Raw genomic sequence first — 26051 nt, 5'->3', positions numbered from 1 at the left:
GAGTGCATGCTGTGACAGGACGTATGTACCCGGGACGCTGGTGGTTTCGGTTCGGACTGGCTGTAAGTTTGATGTCGGGTTTGGCGGGTGTCAGCCAGGCTCAGCTTGGGCAGAACCTGCTGGTGGATCCGAAGGCCTTGTCTCTGGGAAATGCCGTGACAGCCGACCCGCCGGGAATCTCCTCCATTCACTATAATCCGGCGGGCCTGGCCTATATCAAGGGGCGCAAGCTGGAAGTCAACCTGCTCAATCCGGCACTCAATATTGAAGCGTCGTTCGAGGCGCCTGAAGGCTACAACATTTTCGGTATTGACGGCGTCAAGAATGACCCGGTTGTCGGGGAGCGCAGCAAGACGCGCACCGCAGCGCTCTATATCCCTGGCTGGGGCCTGCAGCGCCTGCCGAAAGGGCCTGGATTGTTGCCGACAGGCGGATTCATGATCAATCCGCCGGGTTCCCGTTTCACTTTTGCCAATGCCTTTTATGCGCCTCAGTTTGTAGGCTTCTATCGCAAGAACAATGACCCGGCACGTTACAACGGCAAAACCGTAGCGCTGGAGCGGATTACCTATCTTTCGCCCACTTTCGGGTACGAGATCAACGATGAGTGGAAGGTCGGACTCGGCATCAACTTCTCCTATCAGGCGCTGGCGCTGGATCAGTACATGCGTGCCCCCAACATGATGCTCGGGGTCGTGGAAATTCTGCAGGACGCCTTCAACTGTGAGTCCGGCCGGGAACCGCTGGCACCTTTTCTGGGGCTGTGTGGCGGTAATATCGGTCCCTGGGATGATATTGGTGGCCTGCATCTGGAGCTGCAGGAAACACTGTCACCCACCTACAATGTTGGTGTGATCTGGCAGCCTACCCCCTGGTTCCGATGGGGGGCAAGCTATCAGTCGGAAGGCAAGATGAATATGAAGGGGACGTTCGAACTGAACTATACCCCCGACTGGGCCGGTTTCTGGCAGTCCTTCAATGGTTCCATTTTCGGCGCCATCTCTGCGGCCATCTTCAGTCTGCCTTCCGGTGTCCCCCGCGAAGCGGGCAATGTCACCATGCACCTGCGTTATCCGCAGCACTTCCAGACCGGTATCAGCGTGGATGTCCATCCCAAGCTGACGCTGAACGTGGACGTGGGCTGGACAGACTACAGCGTCTGGGACGCGTTCAAGCTGGAATTTGACCGCAATCTGGAGTTCCTGGGCGCAGCCCGACTGCTGGCGCCGGAAAATGCCACATCCAATACGCTGAAACTTCCCCTGGAATACCATGATGTGTGGAACTGGGCCTTTGGTGCGGAGTTCCACGTCAATTCACGGGTGGACCTGCGTGCGGGAGTTGAAATACGGGATACCGTCATTCCCGAAAACAGAAGGGATGTACTGGCACCGTTGGGCGGGGCCAATATGTACAGCCTGGGCATGGGCTATCGGTGGAGCCGGGATACGGATGTGAGTTTTTCGGCGACGTATATGCGCTCGTTCGAACAGATTCCCGCAGGCACCAGTTGTAATGTGAACTGTGATGATCTGCAGAATATTGTCTACAACCCCTATGCCGGTTTGAATGTGACTACGAAGCTCAAGATTATCATTCTCGGGCTGTCGTTCCGGACGAGTTTCTGATGCGAAACCGGATTGTATTGTGTGTGTGTCTGGTGAGTGTGTTGGCGCAGGTTGCCGCTGCACGTGAACGCATCTTCACTTGGGTGGACGAGAACGGCCACATACGCCACACGGTCATCAGGGAGACTGATCCGGAATCTCTGGATGCAGGGGGGCAGTCAGCAGATGAACCGGGTGCTGCTCAGGCGCAGGACGCGGCGGGTGCTCCGGAGACGCAGGTGGTGCCTGCCGATCCTGCACAACGGGTAGAATCAACACCCCAGGCTTCGGCCGGGGCTGTAGCGCCACGCCAGGCTGCGCCTGCAGAGAAGGCCATTTCCGGTGATGTGGCGCGGGACCAGAAACCCCAGGACGGTACTCAGAAACCCAATGAAGATGCAGAAGGAGCCGGGGTGGCATCCGGGATTGCCGGGGCTGACGTTTCACCCGGGGCGGCGGGTGCCTCCGCGAAGCAGGCGTTGAAACCGGGGCCGGAAGGCACTTATTTTCTGGATGGTGAGGTCTATGAGGATGCTGCCGCGCTGGAAGCGCGAGGCTTTTCCCGCAAGGACCGCCCGCGATTCATGACCTGGGTGGATGCCACCGGCCAGATTCGCTCAGATCCGCTACCTGCGGTAGAGGAAGACAAGTCCCCACCGAAAGTGCGCGAAGAAGAGCCGGTCATTCTGGCGCGTACTGAACCCGTTCCGGCTGATCTGGCAGCCGGGTGTTGCAAGGCGCTGACGGACGTTACGTTCAATCACCTGGAGATGCCGGGGGACGATCCGGAGCTGCTGATCCGTTTCGAGCGGGACGAGCCCGTCACAAGGCTGTTGGGCAGTGAAACGCCTTTTCGTCTGATTACGCTGCCGGAAAGCACTGAAGGGACGATATATCGGGTACGTACCTTTGTCGGCAAGAAAGCGGTCTATCCCACGTTGGTCACGCTGGACAAGGACTTCCGACCGGTCCGCGTTTTGCGTGACGTGGTTTATCGTTATGAGCCCAGAACATGGTTCCGGCATGCCTTCATCGAGGGGTACATCGCTCTCGCACCGGGTGAAAGGCATCTGGTTGTCTTCATGGATGATGCGGATCTGGTGCGCCAGACCGTCACCATCGGTTTGTCGGAAGAGCCGATCGTTGTGCGACATGGGCGGATCGGTGATCTCCACTTCCTGGCCGTGCGGTAAGTTTTTGATGTCCGTCTTCGGCGGTTGATGCGGAGCGCGTGATTGTGGGCGCTTGCGCGACTGGAATGGAGACGTACGGATTCCTGCGATCTACTCCGGTAATTCCGGCCGGATCCACAGCCAGGAAGACCAGTAAAAGCGCTTTCGGGATTCCGGCGCCGTGCAGGTGTATTTGAAGCGCCTTTGTCTGAAGGCGTGCTCGGTGGCTGTCTGCCAGCGCCCTGAACCGATCCGGATCACCGGAATACGTTCACCCTCTGCAAAGCAGTTGAGCCTTGCACCAATCGTGTCACTCAGACTGAATCTGAGCACCGGGATTTCACCTGTCCGGACGAGAGGATCTGTCGCGTCCGGCTGCCAGGGCAGGGCCCGGGTCAGAAGCCTGAGCCTGAAGTCTTTTTCCTGGCCGTAATGGTTGTTCATGGGGAAGCGGGGGATATCCAGCGGTGAGGTTTCGGGAGATACCGCCCCTGAATGCTGGGACAGGCCCAGAAACCCCAGTGCCTTGAGTACCTGGTCCGTCGCCAGGGAGCGTTCTCCGTAAGGGTATGCCAGAAGCCTGGGTGTCTTGCCGAATCGCGCTTCGATGTCAGCCTGGGCGCGCTCAATGGTATGGCGTATTGCCGCAGCATCAAGATTGACCAAGTGAGGGTGATCCCGGGTGTGGTTGGCGATGAGGGCACCATAGTCATGCATGGCCTGAAGCGCCGCCCAGTCCGCGTAGATTGAAGAGATTCCCACGCGTGCCGGATTAATGAAGACGGTGAATGGCCAGCCACGAGCGCGCAGCCTTGGAAACGCTTGTGTGAAGACGTTTGCATACCCGTCGTCGAAGGTGATGGCAACGCCCTCCACCTCTTCGCCCCGGTTCAGTGTCCGGTCCAGCAGGGTCGTTAAAGGCATGACGGGCAAGCCGGATGCTTCGATCCATTCAAGGTGCTTTTCGAACAGGTCAGGTGAAATGCTGGTGGCGGGTGGCGTGTCGTCCGAAACATGGTGGTACATCAGTATGACTGCTCCCCGTCCCGACAGGGGAGACAGCAGTACACCAAGCAGCAGCATTACTCGGGCGGCAAATCCGGTCATGGCAGTGACCTGAGGTAGGTCCAGGCAGACTGGATGGCCTGAAACGTGCTGGCATCGCCACCCCGGTCGGGATGGTGTTTCATGGCCAGTGAGCGGTAGCGTTTTTGCATGAGTGCCTTGTCCCGGCAGTCAGGTGGCAGCCCCAGTGTCGCCAGTGCCTGTTCTCTTTGCTCCGGATGGAGCAGCCTTCGAAAGAAATGATCAAGCATGGCTTTGACATCGGCTTCGGACGTGTTGAAAAGATGCTCAATGTTCAGGTAATAATCTGCCAGCGGATCACGCGCCACAACCTGGGTTTGCTCCGGGGGCGGTACATTCGACCAGGGTAGCAATCTGATTCCGAGCGGATCAATGATCAGCCAGCCTTTCCTGGCTGTTGCCCATTCCTGTCTGAGCTGATGGAGGACGTGGAAGAGCAGAAAGTGGGTCTGAAACAGGCTGAGAGGCTCACCAAGGGCGTTTTTCCGGAACAGGTGCCAGGGCTCGTCACTGAGCGTGCGGATGAGGTCGTACTCGCGCACCGGTGGGGCATCCGCACGGATCAATTCAGTGAGCGCCTGCCTGAGCGATCGGCATAACCAGGCAAACGGGGAACCATCACCGCTGTCAGTGGTCTGATGGGGCGAATGTATGGATGAACCGGGAGATGAAGACATGAGAATTGTATGGGTGTTCCTGTTGGGTTTGATCAGTCAGTTGGCCTTCGGTGCGCCCAAATCTGAATATTGGGATTATTTTGATCATTTCCAGCCGGCTTCGCTGGTTCAGATCAATCATAGCAGCTGGGATGCCTGGCTGAAAAAATATCTGATCAGGGATGCGTCCGGAACGGTAAGGGTGCGCTATGCGGAGGTCACGGATGAGGACAGGAACCGTCTGGATGTCTATATCGGGATGCTGACCGGGACCGATCCCCGGCGGCTCAGCCGGGATGATGCGCAAGCGTACTGGATCAACCTCTACAATGCTCTGACCGTCCAGCTGATCCTGAATAACTACCCTCTGGAAAGCATAACGAAGCTGGGAAAGGGGTGGTTCAGTTTCGGTCCGTGGGATGATCCCGTTACCCGGGTTGCAGGCCAGACGCTGACGCTCAATGACATCGAACACCGTATCCTGAGGCCGCTCTGGAAAGACTACCGGATTCACTATGCCGTGAACTGTGCGAGTGTGGGGTGCCCCAATCTGAAGCCCGAAGCCTGGGAGGGCAGCCGGATTGATGCGCAACTGGCTTCTGCAGAAGCGGATTTTCTTGCGCTGCCCAAGTCAGCTCGCCGGGAAGGGGACAACTGGATCCTGTCCTCCATTTATGATTGGTACGCGGAGGACTTTGGTGGCAAAGCGGGTGTCATTCGCCACCTGTCCCTGAAGCGCCCGGGCGATGCTGCGTCACTGGAGGACGCAGCCAGGCAGGGGAATATCCGCTATGACTATGACTGGTCGCTCAATGAGTGGCCAGTGCGTTGAGGCCGTTAAGGAACAGACGCATGGCAAAATCCGCGGCGTCTTCGGGCTTGGCACTGGGCCGGTGGGCAAAGGCAATGCCCATTTCATAGGCCACCCCGAAAAACAGGCGGCCAGATAATCAATATCCGTATCCTGTGGCAGCAGTCCTCTCTGGCGGGCATCTTCCAGATCCCGCTTCAGACTTTCACGATTGAGACCCATCATGGAGGACTGGTAGATTTCGTTCAGTGTGGCTTCGTTCTGGCGGATGATCTGAAACAGGGCCGGGTTTTCCTGGATGGTGGAAAACAGGGCCACGTAGGCCTGACGGACCATATCCGGCATGGAGGTGGCATTGCGACGGATGTGGTGCAGGCGTTCGTTCAGTGAAGAAAGATAGTCATCCACGAGGGCCCGGAATATGGAGGCCTTGTCGGTGAAATAGTTGTAGAAGGTCCCTGCTGCCAGATCGGTGCGGCGAATGATGTCGCGAACGCTGACCTCGGTGTAGGGTTTTTCCAGAAAGCAGGCCTTGGCAGCATCCAGTATGGCCTGACGGTTGCGCAGTCGGTTCTGATCGCGTTTTCCCAGCGGGGCAACGGTCGCGGATTTGGTCGTGGGCATCCTGTCCTCTCTGAAGCAAGTCGTTTTATGTGATTTTATGTTGCACGATTATACCAAAAAAGGACAGGGTGTCATGCTATGAGTGTGAACCCGTACAACAGGATTTTTACCCATACAGTCCCGTGGCGGCCTTGTGTATAATGCCTGACCGTTTTCCGGAGGCCGATCATGAGTGATGTCGAAACAGAAGCCCGACTGAAAAAGGACAAGCTGGAACTGAACAAGCTGCAGAAACTGCTGCGCCGCAATGTGGGACGTGCCATTGCGGATTTCGGCATGATCGAGGAGGGGGACAGGATCATGTGCTGCCTGTCAGGCGGCAAGGATTCCTATGTCATGCTGGATATCCTGCTCAACCTGCAGAAACATGCCCCCATTCGTTTTGATCTGATTGCAGTCAACCTGGATCAGAAGCAGCCCGGATTTCCCGAGGATGTGCTGCCGGGATACCTGTCCTCCATTGGCGTCGAACATTATATCCTTGAGCGTGATACCTACAGCGTGGTGAAGGAAAAGGTTCCGGAAGGCAAGACCACCTGTGGTCTGTGCAGTCGGCTGCGCCGGGGTATTCTGTATGACTTTGCGGTGGAGCAGAAGTGCAACAAGATTGCGCTGGGCCATCATCAGGACGACATCCTGGAAACCCTGTTCCTCAATATGTTCTATGGTGGAAAACTCAAGGCCATGCCGCCCAAGTTGCGCAGCGATGATGGCCGCAACGTGGTGATCCGCCCGTTGGCCTATTGCCGGGAGAAGGATATTGCCCGCTATGCGAAGTACCGTCAGTTTCCCATCATTCCCTGCAATCTCTGCGGCTCGCAGGAGGATCTGCAGAGGCAGGCCATCAAGGCGATGATTCAGGACTGGGAAAGGCGCTTCCCGGGCAGGGTGGAAAACATGGCCCGGGCACTGCAGAATGTGGTGCCGTCACATCTGTGCGACACCAAACTGTATGACTTCCAGTCACTTGAGGTGGATCCGGCCACGCGCGAGCCGGATGTCATCTCCGTGCTCAACATCTGAGAGGCCGTGTGCTGAGTCAGGCTGCCCAACGTATCCGGGGCAGCCTGATTCGTATCAGATGATCCTTGAAAATTTCTTCTGTTCCGCCTTGGGCAGGTATGCGTCAAAGGTCTTGCAAATGCCCCGGATCAGCAGACGGCCGCTGTCATGCACGCGGATCTCGTTCGCGGACAGTGACACCAGGCCATCTTTTTCCATGCCGGACAGGATGTCCAGTTCCGGCGCGAAATAGGTGTCAAAATCAATCCCGAACGTCGTGCTGATCGCCTTTTTGTCCAGGGTGAAATTGCAGATTAGTTGCATGATCACGGCTCGTCTCAGCACATCATCGTCATTGAGTATGACGCCACGCTTGATGGGCGTGCGACCTTCGTCCATGGCCGCCTCGTAGCCCTCCATGTCGTGGAAGTTCTGATAGTAGTGACGATCCATCATGCTGATTGAAGAGACGCCCATGGCCACGAGATCGCAGTTGCCGTGTGTGGTGTAGCCCTGGAAGTTGCGGTGCAGTTCCCCTTTGGACTGTGCCACGGCCAGCTCGTCATCTGCCTTGGCAAAGTGATCCATGCCGATAAAAACGTAGCCCGCGTCAACCAGCTTTTCGATGGTTTGTTCAAGTATGGTGAGCTTGTCACGCGGACTGGGCAGGTCTTCTGCCTGGATGCGCCGCTGGGGCATGAAGCGTTCCGGCAGGTGGGCGTAGTTGAATACGGACAATCGGTCGGGCGCAAATTCCAGTACCGTGTCCACCGTTTCTGCGAAACTTTCGGGCGTCTGGAAGGGCAGGCCGTAAATCAGATCCAGATTGATGGAGCGGAAGCCCAGCGCCCTGGCCTTGTTCAGAACGGAGAGTGTCAGCTCCCGGCTCTGAATGCGATTCACCGCCTTCTGAACCTTTTCGTTGAAGTCCTGAACACCCAGGCTGACCCGGTTGAAGCCGATCTCGCGCAGCGTTTCCAGGGTTTCGTCGTCGACTTCCCGGGGATCCAGTTCAATCGAATAATCCCCCTTGTCATCATCCCTCAGCCTGAAATGCTCACGCGTAACCTTCATCAGCTCCCGCATCTGTTCGGGTGAAATGAAGGTGGGTGTACCGCCGCCCCAGTGCAGTTGCTCGACCTGGCGATCGCCGGCGAAATGCCGGGCTTGCCAGGCAATTTCACGGTACAGGCGGTGCAGATAGGGTTCGGCCTTCTCGCGCCGCTTGGTGATGATCTTGTTGCAGGCACAGTAGTAACAGAGTCGGGCGCAGAAGGGAATGTGCATGTAGAGGGACAGAGGGCGTCCTGCGGCCACACTGTCCGCCGCAGCCTTGCGGTAATCTTCTTCCGAAAAGGTTTCGGAGAACTCCACGGCAGTCGGGTAGGACGTATAGCGGGGGCCCTGGAGATCGTATTTGCGGATCAGGGCTTCATCAAAATAGAGTGTGCTCACAGTGTCTCTCCCAGGTCGTTGGGGACTATTCTAGGGCATCGGTCCGGCATGACGTTTGATATATGTCAACAACGTGACATCGCCGGATTTTTTCACGGGCATGAGGCACGTTTACAGGGTATTCGCAATCGGGAACAGGAGTGTCCAGATGCCCGAAAGCACCAGAATGAATGCACCGGCAAGGCGGACGCCTTTTCTGGCCAGAAACCGGCGCAGTGAAACGCTGAAAAGGGATGCGCCCATCATGGAGGGCAGCGTGCCCACTCCGAATGCGAGCATGACGGCGGGTGATGTGTGTGGATCACCCAGCGCCACGGACCAGATGAGGGTGCTGTACACCAGTCCGCACGGTAGCAGCCCCCAGCTCAGGCCAAGGAGCAGCGTGTGGCGCCAGGTGCCAGTGCGCCCCCTGGGGCGAATGCGCTGCCAGATCTGCCCGCCGATGCGCTCCAGATGGCGGAGTCCCTGCCACCAGCCGGAAAGATACAGGCCCATCAGGATGAGCATGATGCCTGCAAGCCCACGTGCCACACTGGCCGCAAGGGGCGAGAACTGAAGTGATGCCCCCAGAAAGCCGCCGGCCAGTCCGAGCGTCGCATAACTGAGCAGCCGGGATCCATGGAGCAGGCAGGTCCGGGCCAGCGGGTGAGGGTGATCCCGGGAGGCGGCCAGGGCAGCCAGCCCGCCGCACATGCCCAGACAGTGAGGACTGCCAAGCAATCCGATGAGCATTGCAGAGACCAGCTGTTCAGTCATCGTTGCCGGAAGGCCGCTTCGGTTCAGCCTTGGTGCCGGATTTGGCCGGCATGTCATCATCGAAGAGTATGCTGTGACCTGCCGTGTCCAGGTCATCATATTGCCCGGAGCGTACCGCCCACCTGAACAGCAGCACCCCGATGGTTACCAGAATGATGGAGATGGGAATCAGCAGATACAGAACTTCCATGGCATTTACTCTTTCAGGCGTGAGAGCCGGCTGGCGTTGATGACCACCACAAGTGAGGACAGGGACATGCCCAGGGCCGCAATCCAGGGGGTCACCCAGCCCAGTGCGGCAACGGGTATGGCCATCACATTATAACCGATTGCCCAGGCAATGTTTTGTCTGGCGGTACGGCGAATGCGAAATGCCGTATCGACAAGGCGTGTCACACGACTCAGGGAGTGGGTCAGGAGCAGGCAGTCAGCACTGACTTTGGCCAGATCCGCCCCCTCGCTCATGGCAACCGAGACATCGGCACCAGACAGCACGGGGGCGTCGTTAAGGCCGTCACCGACCATCAGTACCGGGCCGTGCGCCCTGCGCAACCGGGCCACCGTTTCGAGCTTGTCTTCCGGCGACAATCCGAAGCGGGCCTCATCCAGCGGCAGTTGTCGGGCCAGCTGACGGGCATGCGTGGAGCCATCCCCGGTAAGCAGTACGGTTTTCAGGTGATGGCGGGATCTGAGCGTTGCCAGGGTGTCCACGGCATCGTCACGCAGTGCGTCCGACAAGACGAACACGGCCAGAGGCTGGCGATTGCGGCTGAGCACTATGGGCAACCCGTCGCCGTATCCGGAGACCATGGCGGGATCATCCAGTGTGAAGTCAGGCGAGCCAATACGGTAGCAGTCACCGTCCAGCCAGCCTTCGACGCCGGCCGACGGCCAGACACGGACTTGATCAAATGGCGGCGAAGTGTCCGAACCGGCTCCGGCAAAGGCTCTGGCAACAGGGTGACTACTGTGCGCTTCCAGTGCGGCGGCATGGCTTAACGCCATGTTTTCCGTAATATCCGGTGCCAGGCAATGTATGGCGGTGCAACTGAAACGCCCGTGGGTGAGGGTGCCCGTCTTGTCGAATGCGGCCACCCGAATCTCAGGCAGGCGGTCCAATGCGTCGGGTTTCACGATCAGCACGCCTGCACGCCTGAGGCTGGCCAGCCCGGCCGATTGTGCCGCGGGGATGGAGAGGGATAGTGCACACGGGCAGGTGATGACCAGAAGCGACAGGATGACATCGAAAGCGCGTGTCGGGTCATACCAGAGCCAGCCCGCCCCCACCAGGACGGTCAGAATGAGAAGCCGGCCCACAAACAGTGCCGCCACACGGTCAGCCATGCGCACCATTCTGGTCTTGCCCGATTGTGCCCGGGCAGCCAGCTGTTCCAGTACCGCAAGCTGGGATTCGTCCCGTTCTCGCGTCACTTCGAGCGTCAGGGCCGTGTGGCAAACGAGGCTTCCGGCCAGCACTTGCTCTCCGGCGGTGATCTCGCGCGGCAGGAATTCTCCGGTCATCATGGCTTCATCAATCTGACCTTCGCTCAGGGCCACACCATCCACGGGGACGGCTGCGCCGGCAGGAACCCGGATGTGGTCTCCGGGTACGAGCTGATCCACCGCTTTCCAGCGCGATGGGCTGTCCAGGACTTCAATGTACCGGGGTGGCTGATGTGCGACCTCATTGAGCGTGACCAATGCCCGGTGCTGGATACCCTGCTCGATGCTTTTGCTCACCAGCAGGAAAAAGGTGAACATGCAGACCGAATCAAAATAGGTGTGGGTACCCCCGCTGACGAGTACCCAGGTGCTGGCGCCAAAGGCCAGTGTCAGGGCCAGTGCAACCGGCACATCCATCGTCAGATGCCGTGCCCTGAGATCACGCAGGGCATTGACGTAGAAGGGGCGGGCAGAGTAAAGCAGGACGGGGAGGGTGATCAGAAGGCCCAGCCATCGGAACAGGTCGTAAAAGGATTCGTCTGGCTGAAGCGCAAAATAGGTGGGCACGGCCAGCATCATGTTCTGCATGGCACCGATGCCGGCGAGTCCCATGCGAAAGAGCTGTTGCCTGCGGTTTTCAGCCGCCTGCTTTTCCGCCTCGGCGGGAGAATAGGGAAGTGCTTCGTAACCCAGCGCACGCAGACCAAGGAGAAGGTCAGCCAGCGTAATCTGATCCGGATGCCACTGAACCAGCGCCCGGTGGGTGGTGCCGTTGACCCACACCTCTTCCACGCCGCTCAGTTTTTTCAGATGTTGTTCAATCAGCCACGTGCATGCGGCACAGGTGATACCGCGGATGATCAGTTCAATTTCCCGTGTGCCCGGGGAGGAGCCCGGTCGACTCAGGCGGATCTGTATGTCCGGATCGGCATAGAGCTGATAGCTGGCGCGTTCGCCTTCGTCCAGCAGTTCGGGACGTTGGAGCGGTTTGTCCCGGAAGCGATAGAAGGCGTCCAGACCATCCTCATGGATCAGGCGGGCAACGGCGGCACAGCCGTGGCAGCAGAATTTCCGCTCAATACCATCGCTGAAAGCTTCACACACCGGGGTGGCGGTGCCGGTACCGCCACAGTGATCGCAGGTGAATGACTTCACGGAGCGGCTGGTGGATCCAGTTGAATTGTGGTGGGCTGGCTCAGGTTGGCTTCCGTTTTGAGTCGCCAGTGCTCTTCGGGATCACGCAGGTCCAGATGCCACTTGCCGGTTACCGGCTCGTGGAGAATGCCCAGGTACGAGCCGTCGGGCTGTTTCATGAGACGAAGGTCCTGATCCCGGCCGGCCAGCGTCGGATGGATCAGTACCAGCTTCAGGAACTCGGGCGCAACAAATGCCGGCGTACCGGACAGCCAGATCCGGATGGACTGGTCCGGCTTGAATTCGATTCTGGATGTCAGACCGAGTGCACGGGCCGTCTTGTCTTTTTCAAGCTGCGTGTTGATGGCCAGGCCGGCCTTGTAGTAATCATCCCGGACCAGAGAGTCCTGTCCGTTCACGGCGAAGTAGAGCAGGATGCCGCCCACGACAAATGAAGAGCAGAGCATGATGATCAGAAACCACGCCCAGGATTCCCTGTACCATGGGCGTGATGTGGTGGATGAAGATGTCATCAATAACCTCGTGTGGGGCCGATAAAGCGGCTATCAATTTCTTTTGTCAGTTTTGGATTGTCAACGGCAGTAATGACGAATTCAATCTCATAGCGGCTGTTTTCAAGTGACTCGGGTGGTACTTCTACCGTGACAGGAATCTCTCGAACAGAAGATGCATTGATCTCAAATACCGAGTCTCCAACCAGTTCAGCACCCGGGATTCCGCTCACTTCAACTTTGAATTTGTGTGGATGCGTATCCATGTTGGCCAGTTTGAGTGTATAGGCATTTTCAATATAACCGCGCGTACTTGTCTGGAACAGTTGACCACGATCGCGGATCGCCTCAGCATCAATGGGCACACGGTGTCCGAGCAGGAATATAATGGCGCCGATCATGGTCAGCATGGCCAGACCATAACCGACCGACTTGAGCCGGAAAACGTGTGTTTGCTTGCCTTCCAGCTCGTGCTCGGTCGAGTAACGGATCAGGCCGCGCGGGTAGCCCATCTTGTCCATGATTTCATCGCAGGCGTCAATACAGAGCGCGCAGCCGATGCATTCGTATTGCAGACCATCCCGAATGTCGATACCCGTGGGACAGACCTGTACGCACTGGGTACAGTCCACACAGTCACCCAGGCCCAGGGCCTTGTGATCGACACCTTTCTTGCGCTTGCCCCGTGGCTCGCCGCGGTTGTAGTCATAGGAGACCGCCCAGGTGTCCTGATCGTACATCACGGACTGGAAGCGGGCATAGGGGCACATGTAGAGGCAGACCTGCTCGCGCATCCAGCCCGCATTGATGTAAGTCGCAGCGGTAAAGAAGAAGACCCAGAAGTATGCCCAGCCGGAATCTGCGTTGAGTGTGAAGAGATCCGGAATCAGCTCCCGGATGGGGTAGAAATAGCCAACGAAGGTAACCGCTGTCCAGAAGGCGACAAATAACCACAGGCCATGCTTGACGGATTTCTTCAGGATCTTTTCGGTTGTCCAGGGCGCCACATCCAGCTTGATCCGCTGGTTGCGGCTGCCTTCCACGCGTTCGTCGATCCACATGAAAATGAAGGTCCAGGCGGTTTGCGGACAGGTGTAACCGCACCAGATGCGTCCGAAAAGCGTGGTCACGAAAAACAGGCCAAAGGCTGCGGTAATGAGCAGCAACGCCAGCAGGTAGAAATCCTGGGGCCAGAATGTGGTGCCAAAGAGGTGGAACTGCCTGTGGGGCAGATCAAAGTAGATCAGCTGCTGGCCTTCAAAAGGGATCCACAGGAATCCGAAATAGGCGGCCATCAGCATCCAGAGGGTCACGGTCCGGATACGCTGGAAGCGCCCCTTCACTTCCTTGGGGTAAATCCGCTTGCGGCTTTCATACAGCTCAATGGTTTGGGAGGCGGGCTTGTCCTGAGTGACATTCTTGACCGGAAATTTACTGCCCATGGCGCACCTGCTTTCATATTCAGTATGACAATATAGGAATAGATGGTATCAAAAGATGGGCGGCGATGCCGCCCATCCGGATACCTTATTGCTTCTTGCTGCTCAGGCTATACACGTAAGCGGCGACCAGGTGGATCTTGTCGTCGCCCAGACGCTCCCTGAAGGCGGGCATCTTGCCCTGACGGCCATGGCGGATAGACTGCTCTACCAGTTGCTCCGTGCCGCCATAGAGCCAGACATCGTCGGTCAGATTGGGTGCACCCACCATCTGATTGCCTTTGCCGTCTGCACCGTGGCAGGCTGCACAGTTGGTCTGGAAGATTTCCTTGCCCTTGGCTGCGCGTTCAGCATCCACCTCACGACCGCTGAGTGACAGGACATAAGCCGCCACGTTTTTCACGCCGTCTTCACCGAGCACTTCTCCCCAGGCCGGCATCATGGCATTGCGGCCGTTGGTGATGGTTTCCACGATGCGATCCGGCGTGCCGCCATAGAGCCAGTCATTGTCGGTCAGATTGGGGAAACCCAGACCGCCGCGGGCATTGGAGCCATGACAGACGGCGCAGTTGTTGAGGAACAGGCGGCGACCAATATCGAGCGCCTGGGCATCATTTTGCAGTGCTTCGATGGGCTTTTCTGCAAAGGATGCATACAGGGGGCCGTATTTGGCTTCGGCTTCCTGAACCTCCTTTTCCCACTGGCCGGCGGAAGACCAGCCCAACAGCCCTTTCCAGTTACCCAGGCCCGGGTAAAGTGTCAGATAGGTCAGGGCAAATACGATGGTACCAATGAACAGGAACAGCCACCACTTGGGCAGTGGATTGTCATATTCCTCAATACCGTCAAACGCGTGGCCCATGGTCTGATCCGTTTCGGAATCAAACTTCTGGCTCTTGCGTGTAACCCAGAGAAGCCAGGCGCATCCGAAGATGACGCCCAGTGTGATCACGGTGATCCACAGGCTCCAGAACGTGCTCATGTTATTCGTTCTCCGCTTTTTGGGTGGACCGCGCGGCCAGCTCCTCGTCCGCAAAGGGCAACTGAGCTGCCTCGTCGAAGTCGGCCTTGTTCCGCTTGGACCAGGCCCAGATGACCAGCCCGATAAAGGTGATCATGACGAGGATCGTGATAATGCCGCGCAGTGTATTGATGTCCATACCGGTTACCGTTTGTTGGTGATGACTGTACCCAGCTGTTGCAGATAGGCCACCAGTGCTTCGATTTCGTACTTGCCTTCCACCTCTGAACGGGCATTTTCAATCTGCTCGTCGGTGTAGGGCACGCCCAGCTTGCGCAGGGTTTCCATCTTGGCAGCAGTGTACTTGCCATCCAGCTTGTTCCGGAACAGCCACGGGAATGCCGGCATGTTGGATTCGGGTACCACGTCACGCGGATTATACAGGTGCGCCCGGTGCCAGGCATCGCTGTACCTGCCGCCAACCCGGGCCAGATCCGGGCCGGTGCGCTTGGAGCCCCACAGAAACGGGTGGTCATACACGAACTCGCCCGCTACCGAATAGTGACCATAGCGCTCGGTTTCGGCACGGAAGGGACGAATCATCTGGGTGTGGCAGACATGGCAGCCTTCCCGGATGTAAATGTCCCGGCCTTCCAGCTCGAGAGCCGACAGCGGCTTCAGCCCCTCCACCGGCTCTGTCGTGCTCTTGAGGAAGAACAGGGGCACGATCTCGACCAGTGCACCAAAGCTGATCACGATCAGCGTGAGCAGGATCATCAGCGGGAGTTTTTTCTCAATCACTTCATGATTCATGGTGTGTCCTCCCTCAGGCTGCTACAGGTACGTTATCGGCTGCAATGGCGTCACGCTGGCGTACCGTTTTCCAGACGTTGTAGGCCATGATCAGCATGCCGGCCAGGAAGATTGCACCACCCAACACCCGTACCGTGTAACCGGGGTAGCTGTTCTTCAGCGCTTCCACAAAGGAGTAGGTCAGTGTGCCGTCAGCATTCACGGCGCGCCACATCAGACCCTGCATGATGCCGTTGACCCACATGGAGGCGATATACAGGACGGTACCAATAGTGGACAGCCAGAAGTGAACATTGATGAGACTGACGCTGTACATTTCGCGCAGACCGAAGAGGCGCGGGATGAGGTGGTAGATGGAGCCGATGGAAACCATGGCCACCCAACCCAGTGCGCCGGAATGAACATGCCCGATTGTCCAGTCCGTATCGTGAGACAGGGCGTTGACGGTCTTGATGGACATCATCGGCCCTTCAAAGGTGGACATGCCGTAGAAGGACAGGGAGACCACCAGGAAACGCAGGATCGGATCCGTGCGCAGCTTGTGCCAGGCGCCGGACAGGGTCATCATGCCGTTGATCATGCCACCCCAGGAGGGTGCGAGAAGGATGAGAGACATGACCATGCCGGCGCTCTGTGCCCAGTCAGGCAGGGCGGAGTAGTGCAGGTGGTGCGGGCCGGCCCAGATGTATGTGGCGATCAGGGCCCAGAAGTGGACAATGGACAGGCGATAGCTGTAAACCGGGCGCTCGGCCTGCTTGGGAACGAAGTAGTACATCATGCCCAGGAAGCCGGCTGTCAGGAAGAAGCCCACGGCATTGTGTCCGTACCACCATTGAACCATGGCATCCACTGCTCCTGCATAGACGGAATAGGACTTCCAGGCGGAAACCGGCAGCGCAGCACTGTTACCCAGATGCAGAACGGCAACCGTCAGAATGAAGGCACCATAAAACCAGTTGGCCACGTAGATATGCTTGGTCTTGCGCTTGGCAACCGTGCCGAAAAATACGATGGCGTAAGCAACCCAGACGATGGTGATGGCGATGTCAATCGGCCATTCCAGCTCAGCGTACTCCTTGGCTGAGGTCAGGCCCAGTGGCAGCGTAATGGCTGCGGCGACAATGATGGCCTGCCAGCCCCAGAAGGTGAAGCTTGCCAGCGTGTCCGAGAACAGACGGGTCTGACAGGTACGCTGTACCACATAGTAGGACGTGGCAAAGAGGGCGCAGCCACCGAATGCAAAAATGACCGCATTGGTGTGCAGAGGACGCAGGCGTCCGAAGTGGAACCAGGGATACTGGGTGTTCAGTTCGGGCCATACGAGCTGAGCGGCAATGAGGACACCAACGGCCATGCCGACAATGCCCCACACCACAGTCATTATGGCGAACTGACGCACCACCTTGTAGTTGTAGGTTTCAGTTGCACTTGCTGTGTTCATCGATTGACTTCCATACCCGGTTTGGTTGAAGTAGTGAGCCAGCTGCTCTTCGACAGTGTAGCGCAGAGTTCAAAGCCTGACATTTATTGTGGTTATTGGGATGCGGGGCCCGAACTCAGGCCGCGCGTAGGATAGGCTTCCTGCCTGACCAAAGTCAACTTTGAACCTGCTGCCTGGCCAATTATCGCGCATCTGCGTCCTGCGGGTTTGATGTACGTCAAATCAGCATCGCATCCTGAAGCAGATCTCTGCTTCAGGGGCTATTCCGCGGCAAGACGCTGCAGGCTTTCCAGGTTCAGGATGCGGATGTGCTTGGCGCTGACCTCAAGCACACCGTCGCGTTTCAGGCGCGTAAACACTCGGCTGAGGGTTTCCTGTGTCAGCCCCAGAAAGCTGGCGATGTCGGCACGATTCATGGGCAGGCGCAGATGCAGGCCGTCGAAACCGCGTTCGGACGCACGAAGATGAAGATCGAAGAGGAAGGCACCCAGTTTGCCTGCGGCGCTGGTGCGGGGCATGATCAGTCGGGTCTGGCGGAACTGAAGGTAGGCATGGCGGGCATAGAGGTTGATCAGGCGCTGATAGATGGGGTGCACATTGCCCAGAATATGGCGCAAGTCTTCAATGGACAGGCCGCACACGCGAGAAGGTTCCAGCGCAATGGCGGTGGCTCCGTATTGCCCTCTGTGCTGGGCCTCATGGCCAATGAGATCGCCGGGAAAGAGAAATCCGGTGACCTGCTGGCCGGACAGGGTCTGGTTCACGAGCTTGAACGAGCCAGTCGTGACCGCATAGAAAAAGTCTGCGGGCTGCTCTTCCTGCGTGAGCTGCTCGCCTGCATCAAGCGTGATATCCTTGCGGATCCGGGGTTCGATCAGGTCGAGAATCTGCGGGCCGGCAGCCACCGGTTCACAGAGTTCGTACAGGGCGCAGTCCCTGCATTCGATCTTGCGCTGGCTCGAGGGGTAAACGGGTGCCATCTGACGACTCCTGGATCAAGGTGTTTCGGTTATGTTGCCACATCTGTGATATGTCAGAATTGACAAAAATCTATTGGAGCACATTTTGTTCACGTTGAAGGATGGAAAATGGCTGGATGGACAGCCGGTGGTTGTGCTTGCCCATGGTGCCGGCGCCCCCATGGACAGTCCGTTCATGACGACGATGGCCGGCCGGCTTTCCGACTTGGGCCTGACGGTGTTGCGATTTGAATTTCCTTATATGGCCCGGCGCAGGACGGAAGGCTGCAAGGCACCCCCTGACCGGGCGCCGAAACTGCTCAACGCTTTTGCGGACGCTGTGCGGTCTGTCCCGGTCGGTCATCCGGTGATTGTCGCCGGAAAATCCATGGGCGGGCGAATGGCCAGCCTGCTTGCGGCCGCAGCGGGGGAATTCGGGGTTCATCCTTGTGGATGGGCAGCGCTGGGTTACCCCTTTCATCCTCCGGGCAAACCGGACAGGTTGCGTACTGAGCATATGGCGGCATGCCGCCTTCCGGGATTGGTCATCCAGGGCACCCGGGATCCCTTTGGTTCGGCCCGGGAGCCGGTGGCATCCTGGTTGCCTGCCAATGTCGGACTGGTGTGGATTGAGGATGGCAATCACGATCTGATGCCGAGAAAGTCATCGGGTCGTACGCATGAGGATAATCTCGAGGCGGCGGCAAAAGCGCTCAGCGATTTTGTTCTTCGCTGTGCCAGGCGCCCGGCTCCGGACGCGAGGAGTTGGCAACCAGCGGAATGAGCTGCCGACGGAGTTGCTGTTCTCTGGTCTCGAGCCTGTCAACGCTTGTGCTGAGGGTGGCGATGATGGACTGCATCTGTGTCAATGCGGTCCTTGATTGATCAAGGCTGACGGAAATCCGGGCCTTGAGTTGTTCCACCTGCTGAGACCAGTCCCGTGCGGCGTGCAGGCTGGTGTCATCTGTGGACAGCTGGCTCGCGGTGAGTGTGTCCTGTGTACGTTGCGCCAGGGCTCTCACTTCGTCTGCAACCACGGCAAAGCCGCGCCCGGCATCTCCGGCACGGGCAGCTTCGATGGCTGCATTCAGTGCGATCAGATTGATCTGGGCAGCGATTTCGCCAATGTTGCGGATCAGTGCCAGCGTCTGTTCCCGGGTTTCATGTTGTGCAGCAAGGATTGCAGTCAGCCCGTCGTTCAGCCGGGAGAGATCGCCGAGAATGACTTCTTCATGATCCGCGATGGAGAGATTGGGTATCGGGTTCTCGGTGACAGCACATTCACCGGTCTCTGCGTGCAGATTGGCAAGGATCTCTCGAAAGGTGTCTTCGTATGTCCGGAGCTTCTCCCTCAGAGACCGGAGTTCGTCCTCGAGGGCGCTTTTCTCCTGCTCGCAGGTGCTCAGCAGGGATGTGCAGTGAGCAGTCTGGTGTCTGCAGGCAGCAGTCAGCCGCTTCATCCATTGTTGTTCATGGCGGAAACGGGCGAGCAATTCGGCAGTGGGGCCGAGTCTGCCGACAGCGAAATAAGTAGCCATATCGGAAGCACCGGATTTCAGCACTGTCTCCCTCAGAATGCGTGCCGGCCGGCTCAGATAACCGGCGACGCCGAATGCCAGTCCCAGTGCAGGCAGAAGTGCAGCCGGCCAGGTCCAGGGCGGCGGGATGACGCTGACAAGAAATGAGGCGAGGAGGGCAGGGCTGAATGCAAGCAGGGTGTGGGCGATCCGGTTTTTCAGGCGCAGCGGGTGAGGCGGCCGGGACTGATCCTGCCAGACCTGCAGACGGTGCTGCTGTTGGGTCGTGGCCGGTTCGGCCGCGATCCAGCCGGAACCGGCTGTGTCACCGGGGTAGTAACTCCAGGTCTGAAGCGGTGCTTGCCCGGATGGCTTGATGACGAGACACAGCGGGCGCTGTTGGTCAAGGGCATCGTGCCAGGCGCGCTGCAGGTCGTCAGGGGTGTCTGCCGGAAGCAGGGTGCGGACGGAACGCCCCTTTTCGACGTTACAATCGGGATCCCCGGGCTTGACGATGTCGCGAACAACGCCGTTTTCAAAGTAAAGCAGCACGAGCAGCCTCAGGCATGTTCAAGGATGTGGACTTTTTCCGGCCCGTCCAGAAAGGGCTGAAGGTCCGTCATCATGCGTTTGCGGTCAGCCGAATGCCACCAGCGCTCAAAATCCTCCAGTGAACGCCAGTTGGAAATGACGTAACGGTGGCGCGGATTGCGGATATCCCGGAAGGTCTCTCCGGAGAGGAATCCGGGCACCCGAACGGTGTACTGAATCATCTGCCTCACGGCCTGCTGGTAGGGCTGCTCCAGATCTTCGGCAATCTGGCGTTCAATAATCACCCGAATCATATACAATAAGGCTCCCCGAAAGTGACTGGTAGTAAGTGTAGACGATGTCGGAGTATGCCGTTGATGAAGTCATGGACGCAACCGGACTCTACTGTCCGGAGCCCGTGATGTTGTTGCACAACCGTGTGATGGACATGAAAGTGGGTGCGGTGCTGGAAGTCCGTGCCACCGACCCGTCCACAAAGCGTGATATTCCCAGATTCTGCCAGTTCCTCGGTCATGAGCTGTTGCTCAGCGAAGAGCGGGATGCCATCTATTATTACCACATTCGCAAGCAGGCAGGCTCCTGAGCGTCCGGCAGAACCCGTGACAACGTAAGCGCCCTGCCTCCGGGAAGGGCAATCAGTGCATGAGGGTTCCCCAGTACGGCATGACACCGACTTGCGCAATCAGATCTGCTGACGCTGCATGCGCTGATGCTGCAGCGTCAGCTTTCAGCAGACAGCAAGTCGGACAGGATGCGTTTCAGGTTGGGGGCATCGATTTCGCCGATCCAGTTGAGATCCGCGCGTTGCCGGCCCGTCTGGTCATAAAACAGGTAGGCGGGGGGGCCGTAAAGGCCAAAACGGTTCAGAAGTGCCTGATTGGCCTCGTCGTTTTCGGTGATGTCGGCCTTGATGAGCGCCACGCGCCCCATCAGGCCAGCCACTTCCGGATCCGTGAAGACTTCTCGTTCAACAACCTTGCAGCTGATGCACCAATCTGCGTAAAAATCCACAAAGACAGGCTGGTTCCGGGCGCGGGCATCCTGCAGGGCCGTTTCCAGTTCATCAATGGAGGTCACCCGACGAAACTTCGGTTGAGTTGCCGGAACCGTGGTACCACCCGCTACAGCCACAGTTCGGGTCAGGGGGGCCAGGGGTCTGAGCGGATCTTCCGCATGCAGGGCCGCTCCCGTCAGCAGCATGAGACCATAGACAAACAATGCCAGACCGATACCTTTCCACAATTTCTGCCAGCCGGATTGGGGCGTCCCGAAGGCCCCCATGTATACGGCGCTGCAAATGGCCAGCAGGGCCCAGAGCCCGAGCGTGACCGGGGCGGGCAGGATGCGTTCGAGCAGCCAGACGGCAACGCCCAGCAGCAGAACACCAAATACCGCCTTGACTGACTCCATCCAGCCGCCCGCTCTGGGGAGAAAGCGCTTGCCGCCGACGGCGATGATGATCAGCGGGATGCCCATGCCCAGCCCCAGAGTAAAGAGTGCCGCACCGCCCAGCAGCCCGTCTCCCGTGGTGCTGATGTAAACGAGAGCACCTGCAAGCGGGGCGGAAACACAGGGCGATACGACCAGCGCCGAGAAGACACCCATTACGGTGGCACCGGGCAGGCTGCCGCCCCGGGCGTTCTGGGTTTTGCTGGCAAGCCGGTCACGGATGAAAGCGGGCAACTGAAGTTCGTAGAATCCGAACATGGACAGGGCCAGGAGGACGAAGAGCAGTGCAAACAGCCCGATCAGCCAGGGTTCCTGCATGTAGGCCTGAATGTTGGCACTGGCACCAAAGATACCGACCAGGACACCGGCCAGAGCGTAAGTCGCGGCCATGCCCAGTACGTAACCGAGCGAGAGAACCAATGCACGCTGCGTGCTGATATGGCCGCTACCCGTGACAATGGAGGAGAGGATGGGGATCATGGGAAAGACGCAGGGTGTGAAGGCCAGGCCGATGCCGAGAACCAGAAAGATGGCCAGTGTGACCCAGCCGGCCTGCCCCCTGAGAAGGCTGGCCAGGTCGCTTGCGGATTCGGTATTGATTTCGCTGAGTGAGGCGGCAGATGAGACGGGTGTGACGCGCTCGTTTGCGGCAGCATCTGATGCAGGGTCGGTATTACCCGCGGGGGTCTGCGTGGCGGATGGGTTGCCTGTGGCCGTTGAGGCCGTGTCGCCGGCCGGAACGAACAGAACCGTTTGTTTCTGAGGGGGGTAGCAGAGCCCCGCCTCGGCACATCCCTGCCAGGCGACCCGGTATTCCGCGGGCGCGTTTGCAGTGATGGGGACGCGGATCCCGACTTCATCGTGGAACACGCGTACGCGACCGAAGTAGGGATCGTCCTTCGGGTCGCCATCACGTGAAAACACCATGGGGCCGGGTTCCGGCGCACCGTTCAGGGGGGTCAATGAAAACCGCTCCTGATAAAGGTAGTAGCCGTCGGCGATCGTCCAGTGGAGGATCAGCGTGTTGCCGTCCTGGGAAGAAACGAACCGGTAGGCTTCGCTGGCCGGAAGAAAGGACAGGTCGTCATCTTCTGCTGCAGGCGTATCTGTGATTCCCAGTGCGTCCAGCCCGGTCGCCGCCAGTGCGGCGGGCCCCATCCAGACCAGCCAGAGGGCCAGCATCAGTTTTCTCATCATCTTCATTTTCCGTATCGACCGACGGTGTTGACTCACAGACAGACCAGTTTAAGGGATAGAGGTTCCGAAAAGTTGATAAATGTCGTAGGTTTACAGACTGTAACCAAATCCCGGAGAGTGCTGCCAGCCCTCCGGCCGCGAAGATTGCCCGAAACCGGATTCCGTGTATAGTGTCCGCCGGAATAGGCGCTTGAAGATTATCACGATGACGCTTGAGTTGCTGTTAACGCTCTTTAATCAGTGGGCAGAAGCACGCTGGCAGACCCGGCTTGAAGGCGGGTTTGATGAACCGCTCTACCTGCCTGCACATCAGTGTCCTGATGGTATCGCGCGTATCCGCTTTACCGGGGATTCGGAAAACAGTGCCCTGCATGAGATTGCTCACTGGATGATTGCCGGTGAGGAACGGCGAAAGTGTGTGGATTACGGGTACTGGTATGAGCCGGATGGCCGCAGTCCGTCGCAGCAGCGGGAATTCGAGCGTGTGGAGGTCAGGCCTCAGGCGCTGGAATGGTGGTTCGCCGAGCAGCTCGGCATCCGCTTTTTTGTCAGTGCGGATAATCTCCGGGCTGGCACAGGGCCGTCGCCGGCATTCTGTCAGGCCGTGGCACAGGAAGCGGCTGCCCTGGCAGGGGGGAACGCCTGCCGCCCAGAGCGAGGGAATGGATGTCGTGGCTGGCAGAGCATGTACCACTCAGGAGCGTATCGCCCGAGCTTTTCACGACAAAACGGTTATAATCCAGACTGGCAGCATTGGCAGATGCCACTGCAGAGCCTTTGTCAGAATGTATGTGTCCTGCCGCCGGGTGACGCTTTCCGGGGGGCGGGAAACACGATGAGCGACATTTGAACGAATCAGCAACGCGTGATCTGTGCTCAGTCAGAGAAGGTTGCAATCAGCGAGACACGAAGCATTTATGGACAGTCATACCGATACACCTGACGTCAGATTTTCAGACCTGCCACTTGACGAGCGGCTGTTGCGCAATATTCAGGCGCAGGGATTCGAAACCTGCACACCCATTCAGGCGCAGACTTTGCCTTGGTCCCTGCAGGGGCGGGATATCGTCGGGCAGGCTCAGACCGGAACCGGCAAGACAGCCGCCTTTCTCATTACCATCATCCAGCGTCTGCTGGAGCCCTGGGTACCGCTCGAGGAACGTTACGCCAGTGAGCCGCGTGCGCTGATTGTGGCGCCGACCCGGGAACTGGTACTGCAGATCGAAAAGGACGCCCGGGCCTTGTGCAAGGGGTTGCCTCTGAATCTGGTTTCTGTCATCGGTGGCACGGCGCTGGAGAAGCAGCGGCAGCGGCTGAGGGCCGAGGCCATTGATATCCTGGTAGCGACACCGGGGAGGTTGCTGGATCACACCAGCAATCGCGATATTTATCTGGATCAGGTGGAGCTGCTCGTACTGGATGAAGCCGACCGCATGCTGGACATGGGATTCATCCCGGACGTCAAGCGCATCATCAGCCAGACACCACGCAAGGTACGCCAGACGCTGCTGTTCAGTGCCACCTTCACTCAGGACATCATCAACCTGACTGAGCGCTGGACTCAGGATCCCATCAAGGTGATGCTGTCTCCGGATACCCTGCCGGCAACAACTATCGATCAACAGGTCTACATGCTGGCCAGTGAAGAGAAATTCGGTTTTCTCAAGCGCATCCTGAGTCAGCCGGATGCACAGCGCGTGATCATTTTCTGTAACCGCCGGGATGAAACCCGCCGTCTGACCGAAAAGCTGGAAAAAACCGGCCTCAAGGTGGCCATGATCTCCGGAGAGCTGGCACAGAATCAGCGCATACGGACACTGGATCGCTTCAAGGCAGGCAATCTCCAGGTGATCGTGGCGACCGATGTGGCGGGCCGGGGGATTCACATTGACGGCGTCACTCACGTGATCAATTACAACCTGCCTGAAGACCCGGAAGATTACGTGCACCGTATTGGTCGTACGGGACGAGCGGGCGAAGAAGGGATCTCCATCAGTTTTGCCTGCGAGGATGACTCCTTTCTGATTCCGGATCTCGAAGCGTTTCTGGGGCAGCCCCTCAAGCTGCTGCATCCCGAGGATGCGCCCTGGATGCCAAAGCAAGCGGAAGCCAGGACATCGGAAGCCGCATCCGAATCTGAGCAGGAGACGCCCACAGAAGGAGGCTCCGTCGCATCCGAACCTGAAGTTGAGCGGGCCGCCGGGGTGCCGGTGGATGACGCTACATCTGAGCCGGAAGGGATGGCCGGAGAAAAGCACGCAGATGACCCGGATGGCCGTGCCGGCGCGCCGGCAGGTGAACGGGGCTGACGTCATGAAGATCGTGGCGGATGAGAATATCCCTCTTCTGGAGGCGTTTTTTTCCGATCTGGGCGAGATTGTCACGTTGCCGGGACGCGCCATCACGGCAGCGGATGTGCGTGATGCGGATGTGCTGCTGGTGCGTTCCGTGACCCGGGTGGATGCCAGCCTGCTTGAGGGCAGTGCGGTACGTTTTGTCGGTACGGCAACCATTGGCACGGATCATCTGGACACAGCCTGGCTTCAGAGCAAGGGCATCCGTTTCTTCAATGCGCCGGGCTGCAACGCCGACTCTGTTGTGGAGCATGTGCTGAGTGCGCTGGTGTATCTGGATACCTTTCAGGACTTTGACTGGCTCGGCAAGCGCTACGGCATCATAGGCCATGGCCAGATCGGCAGCAGACTTGCGCAGGTATTGAGCAAGCTGGGTTGCGACGTGCGGGTCAACGATCCACCTCTTGAAAGTCAGGGGGGCAGCGGGCTCAGCAGTCTGGATGAGGTGCTGGCGTGCGATGTGATCAGTCTTCACGTGCCCATGATCCGGGAAGGTGAACATCCCACCTGGCACCTTATCGGTGAATCGGAATTGGCCCGGATGCAACCCGGCACCCTGTTGATCAATACCTCGCGGGGCGGAGTTGTGGATGATCAGGCGTTGCTGCACCATGTGAAAACCGGAAAGATTCAGGCAGTGCTGGATGTCTTTGAACAGGAGCCTGAACTGCCCGCAGAGCTTGTCCGTCACACGGCTCTGGCGACGCCGCATGTGGCCGGATACAGCCTGGATGGCAAGTGCCGGGGAACCGAGATGGTCTATCAGGCGCTGTGCACCCATCTGGGGCTGCCGGTGCGCCGCAAGCTCGGACAGTTTCTCCCGGAGCCGGCCTGGCGTAAAGTTTCGCTCGGACAGGCCGATGATATCCGGGAGGTGACCCGACATCTCGTGACCGCCTGCCATGACATACGAAGAGACGACCGGGCCTTGCGGGCAGCACTCGGGGAGGCGGAGCGGCTGCCGGCCGGTGAGTTCGACCGGCTCAGAAAGCAGTATCCCGTTCGCCGCAGTTTCGGCAGAACGCGACTGGAGCTGAAGGGGCCCAGCAAGTCGCTTGCCGTGAAACTGGAGGCGCTTGGTTTCAGAGTCAAGCCGGATTAGCAGTTGGGG

At 58.4% G+C, this 26051-nt stretch carries 26 protein-coding genes; 9 read left to right on the top strand and 17 right to left on the bottom strand.

Going from position 1 to position 26051, the window contains the following annotated elements; translation table 11 throughout:
* Positions 1-71 precede the first annotated feature (71 nt).
* Positions 72-1628 (top strand): OmpP1/FadL family transporter, encoded by a 1557-nt coding sequence (locus AAIA72_RS05320; RefSeq protein ID WP_369602385.1) that lies wholly within the window; start codon positions 72-74, stop codon positions 1626-1628.
* Positions 1628-2800 (top strand): MalM family protein, encoded by a 1173-nt coding sequence (locus AAIA72_RS05315; protein WP_369602384.1) that lies wholly within the window; start codon positions 1628-1630, stop codon positions 2798-2800. Before AAIA72_RS05320 ends, AAIA72_RS05315 begins: the two co-directional genes overlap by 1 nt.
* A gap of 90 nt (positions 2801-2890) precedes the next feature.
* Here AAIA72_RS05315 and AAIA72_RS05310 read toward each other — a convergent pair whose 3' ends face one another.
* Positions 2891-3886, bottom strand: a complete 996-nt coding sequence (locus AAIA72_RS05310) for a polysaccharide deacetylase family protein (protein ID WP_369602383.1) — start codon at positions 3884-3886, stop codon at positions 2891-2893.
* The gene (locus AAIA72_RS05305; RefSeq protein ID WP_369602382.1) at positions 3883-4542 is read right to left on the bottom strand and encodes a DNA-J related domain-containing protein; all 660 of its coding nucleotides are present in this window, start codon (positions 4540-4542) and stop codon (positions 3883-3885) included. The genes AAIA72_RS05310 and AAIA72_RS05305 overlap by 4 nt, the downstream gene beginning before the upstream one ends.
* Between AAIA72_RS05305 and AAIA72_RS05300 the strand changes: the two genes are divergently transcribed.
* Positions 4541-5353, top strand: a complete 813-nt coding sequence (locus AAIA72_RS05300; protein ID WP_369602381.1) for a DUF547 domain-containing protein — start codon at positions 4541-4543, stop codon at positions 5351-5353. The two genes, AAIA72_RS05305 and AAIA72_RS05300, sit on opposite strands and share 2 nt — an antisense overlap.
* Here AAIA72_RS05300 and AAIA72_RS05295 read toward each other — a convergent pair.
* Entirely contained in the window at positions 5276-5956 is a 681-nt protein-coding gene (locus tag AAIA72_RS05295) for a TetR/AcrR family transcriptional regulator (RefSeq protein ID WP_369602380.1), read from the bottom strand. The genes AAIA72_RS05300 and AAIA72_RS05295 overlap by 78 nt on opposite strands.
* Before the next feature lie 168 nt (positions 5957-6124).
* Here AAIA72_RS05295 and ttcA point away from each other — a divergent pair, with 168 nt between their 5' ends.
* Entirely contained in the window at positions 6125-6979 is an 855-nt protein-coding gene (gene ttcA / locus AAIA72_RS05290) for a tRNA 2-thiocytidine(32) synthetase TtcA (protein WP_369602379.1), read from the top strand.
* 54 nt (positions 6980-7033) lie between these two features.
* On the opposite strand, the gene hemN is transcribed toward ttcA, so the two are convergent.
* From hemN to AAIA72_RS05235, 11 genes are all read right to left on the bottom strand, one after another.
* The gene (gene hemN / locus AAIA72_RS05285; RefSeq protein WP_369602378.1) at positions 7034-8413 is read right to left on the bottom strand and encodes an oxygen-independent coproporphyrinogen III oxidase; all 1380 of its coding nucleotides are present in this window, start codon (positions 8411-8413) and stop codon (positions 7034-7036) included.
* A 111-nt stretch (positions 8414-8524) separates the two neighbouring features.
* On the bottom strand, positions 8525-9169 hold the full coding sequence (locus AAIA72_RS05280) for a sulfite exporter TauE/SafE family protein (protein WP_369602377.1): 645 nt from the start codon (positions 9167-9169) through the stop codon (positions 8525-8527).
* Positions 9162-9359, bottom strand: a complete 198-nt coding sequence (gene ccoS, locus AAIA72_RS05275) for a cbb3-type cytochrome oxidase assembly protein CcoS (RefSeq protein ID WP_369602376.1) — start codon at positions 9357-9359, stop codon at positions 9162-9164. Before ccoS ends, AAIA72_RS05280 begins: the two co-directional genes overlap by 8 nt.
* Before the next feature lie 5 nt (positions 9360-9364).
* The gene (locus AAIA72_RS05270; protein ID WP_369602375.1) at positions 9365-11767 is read right to left on the bottom strand and encodes a heavy metal translocating P-type ATPase; all 2403 of its coding nucleotides are present in this window, start codon (positions 11765-11767) and stop codon (positions 9365-9367) included.
* The gene (locus AAIA72_RS05265) at positions 11764-12279 is read right to left on the bottom strand and encodes a FixH family protein (protein ID WP_369602374.1); all 516 of its coding nucleotides are present in this window, start codon (positions 12277-12279) and stop codon (positions 11764-11766) included. The genes AAIA72_RS05270 and AAIA72_RS05265 overlap by 4 nt, the downstream gene beginning before the upstream one ends.
* Entirely contained in the window at positions 12279-13700 is a 1422-nt protein-coding gene (gene ccoG / locus AAIA72_RS05260) for a cytochrome c oxidase accessory protein CcoG (protein WP_369602373.1), read from the bottom strand. The genes AAIA72_RS05265 and ccoG overlap by 1 nt, the downstream gene beginning before the upstream one ends.
* Positions 13701-13785: 85 nt before the next feature.
* Positions 13786-14679 carry a cytochrome-c oxidase, cbb3-type subunit III gene (gene ccoP, locus AAIA72_RS05255; protein WP_369602372.1) on the bottom strand — a complete coding sequence of 298 codons (894 nt, stop codon included), beginning with the start codon at positions 14677-14679 and terminating at the stop codon, positions 13786-13788.
* Position 14680: 1 nt separating this feature from the next.
* A complete protein-coding gene (locus AAIA72_RS05250) occupies positions 14681-14857 on the bottom strand; it encodes a cbb3-type cytochrome oxidase subunit 3 (protein ID WP_369602371.1) in 177 nt (58 codons plus the stop codon).
* Positions 14858-14862: 5 nt separating this feature from the next.
* Entirely contained in the window at positions 14863-15471 is a 609-nt protein-coding gene (ccoO, locus tag AAIA72_RS05245; RefSeq protein ID WP_369602370.1) for a cytochrome-c oxidase, cbb3-type subunit II, read from the bottom strand.
* Between the two features lie 13 nt (positions 15472-15484).
* Complete coding sequence (gene ccoN, locus AAIA72_RS05240) at positions 15485-16912, bottom strand: cytochrome-c oxidase, cbb3-type subunit I (RefSeq protein WP_369602369.1); 1428 nt, start codon at positions 16910-16912, stop codon at positions 15485-15487.
* Between the two features lie 260 nt (positions 16913-17172).
* On the bottom strand, positions 17173-17892 hold the full coding sequence (locus AAIA72_RS05235; RefSeq protein WP_369602368.1) for a helix-turn-helix domain-containing protein: 720 nt from the start codon (positions 17890-17892) through the stop codon (positions 17173-17175).
* A gap of 85 nt (positions 17893-17977) precedes the next feature.
* Here AAIA72_RS05235 and AAIA72_RS05230 point away from each other — a divergent pair, with 85 nt between their 5' ends.
* The gene (locus AAIA72_RS05230) at positions 17978-18655 is read left to right on the top strand and encodes an alpha/beta family hydrolase (RefSeq protein ID WP_369602367.1); all 678 of its coding nucleotides are present in this window, start codon (positions 17978-17980) and stop codon (positions 18653-18655) included.
* On the opposite strand, the gene AAIA72_RS05225 is transcribed toward AAIA72_RS05230, so the two are convergent.
* Both AAIA72_RS05225 and AAIA72_RS05220 read right to left on the bottom strand, forming a co-directional pair.
* Entirely contained in the window at positions 18585-19940 is a 1356-nt protein-coding gene (locus AAIA72_RS05225; RefSeq protein WP_369602366.1) for a methyl-accepting chemotaxis protein, read from the bottom strand. The two genes, AAIA72_RS05230 and AAIA72_RS05225, sit on opposite strands and share 71 nt — an antisense overlap.
* A gap of 8 nt (positions 19941-19948) precedes the next feature.
* Positions 19949-20233, bottom strand: coding sequence for an antibiotic biosynthesis monooxygenase (locus tag AAIA72_RS05220; protein ID WP_369602365.1), 285 nt, complete (start codon positions 20231-20233; stop codon positions 19949-19951).
* Positions 20234-20277: 44 nt separating this feature from the next.
* Between AAIA72_RS05220 and tusA the strand changes: the two genes are divergently transcribed.
* Positions 20278-20523 (top strand): sulfurtransferase TusA, encoded by a 246-nt coding sequence (tusA, locus tag AAIA72_RS05215; protein WP_369602364.1) that lies wholly within the window; start codon positions 20278-20280, stop codon positions 20521-20523.
* 137 nt (positions 20524-20660) lie between these two features.
* On the opposite strand, the gene dsbD is transcribed toward tusA, so the two are convergent.
* The gene (gene dsbD / locus AAIA72_RS05210) at positions 20661-22586 is read right to left on the bottom strand and encodes a protein-disulfide reductase DsbD (protein WP_369602363.1); all 1926 of its coding nucleotides are present in this window, start codon (positions 22584-22586) and stop codon (positions 20661-20663) included.
* Positions 22587-22776: 190 nt separating this feature from the next.
* Between dsbD and AAIA72_RS05205 the strand changes: the two genes are divergently transcribed.
* The 3 genes from AAIA72_RS05205 (at position 22777) to pdxB (ending at position 26042) form a co-directional block, all read left to right on the top strand.
* On the top strand, positions 22777-23436 hold the full coding sequence (locus tag AAIA72_RS05205; protein ID WP_369602362.1) for an elongation factor P hydroxylase: 660 nt from the start codon (positions 22777-22779) through the stop codon (positions 23434-23436).
* A 67-nt stretch (positions 23437-23503) separates the two neighbouring features.
* Positions 23504-24895, top strand: coding sequence for a DEAD/DEAH box helicase (locus tag AAIA72_RS05200; protein ID WP_369602361.1), 1392 nt, complete (start codon positions 23504-23506; stop codon positions 24893-24895).
* Positions 24849-26042 carry a 4-phosphoerythronate dehydrogenase PdxB gene (gene pdxB, locus AAIA72_RS05195; protein WP_369602360.1) on the top strand — a complete coding sequence of 398 codons (1194 nt, stop codon included), beginning with the start codon at positions 24849-24851 and terminating at the stop codon, positions 26040-26042. Before AAIA72_RS05200 ends, pdxB begins: the two co-directional genes overlap by 47 nt.
* Positions 26043-26051: the final 9 nt, after the last annotated feature.

This window comes from Thermohahella caldifontis, assembly GCF_041153465.1.
Lineage (GTDB): Bacteria > Pseudomonadota > Gammaproteobacteria > Pseudomonadales > Oleiphilaceae > Thermohahella > Thermohahella caldifontis.
Note: the sequence above shows the minus strand (reverse complement) of the source record. Positions and strands in the feature narration are given on the sequence as shown.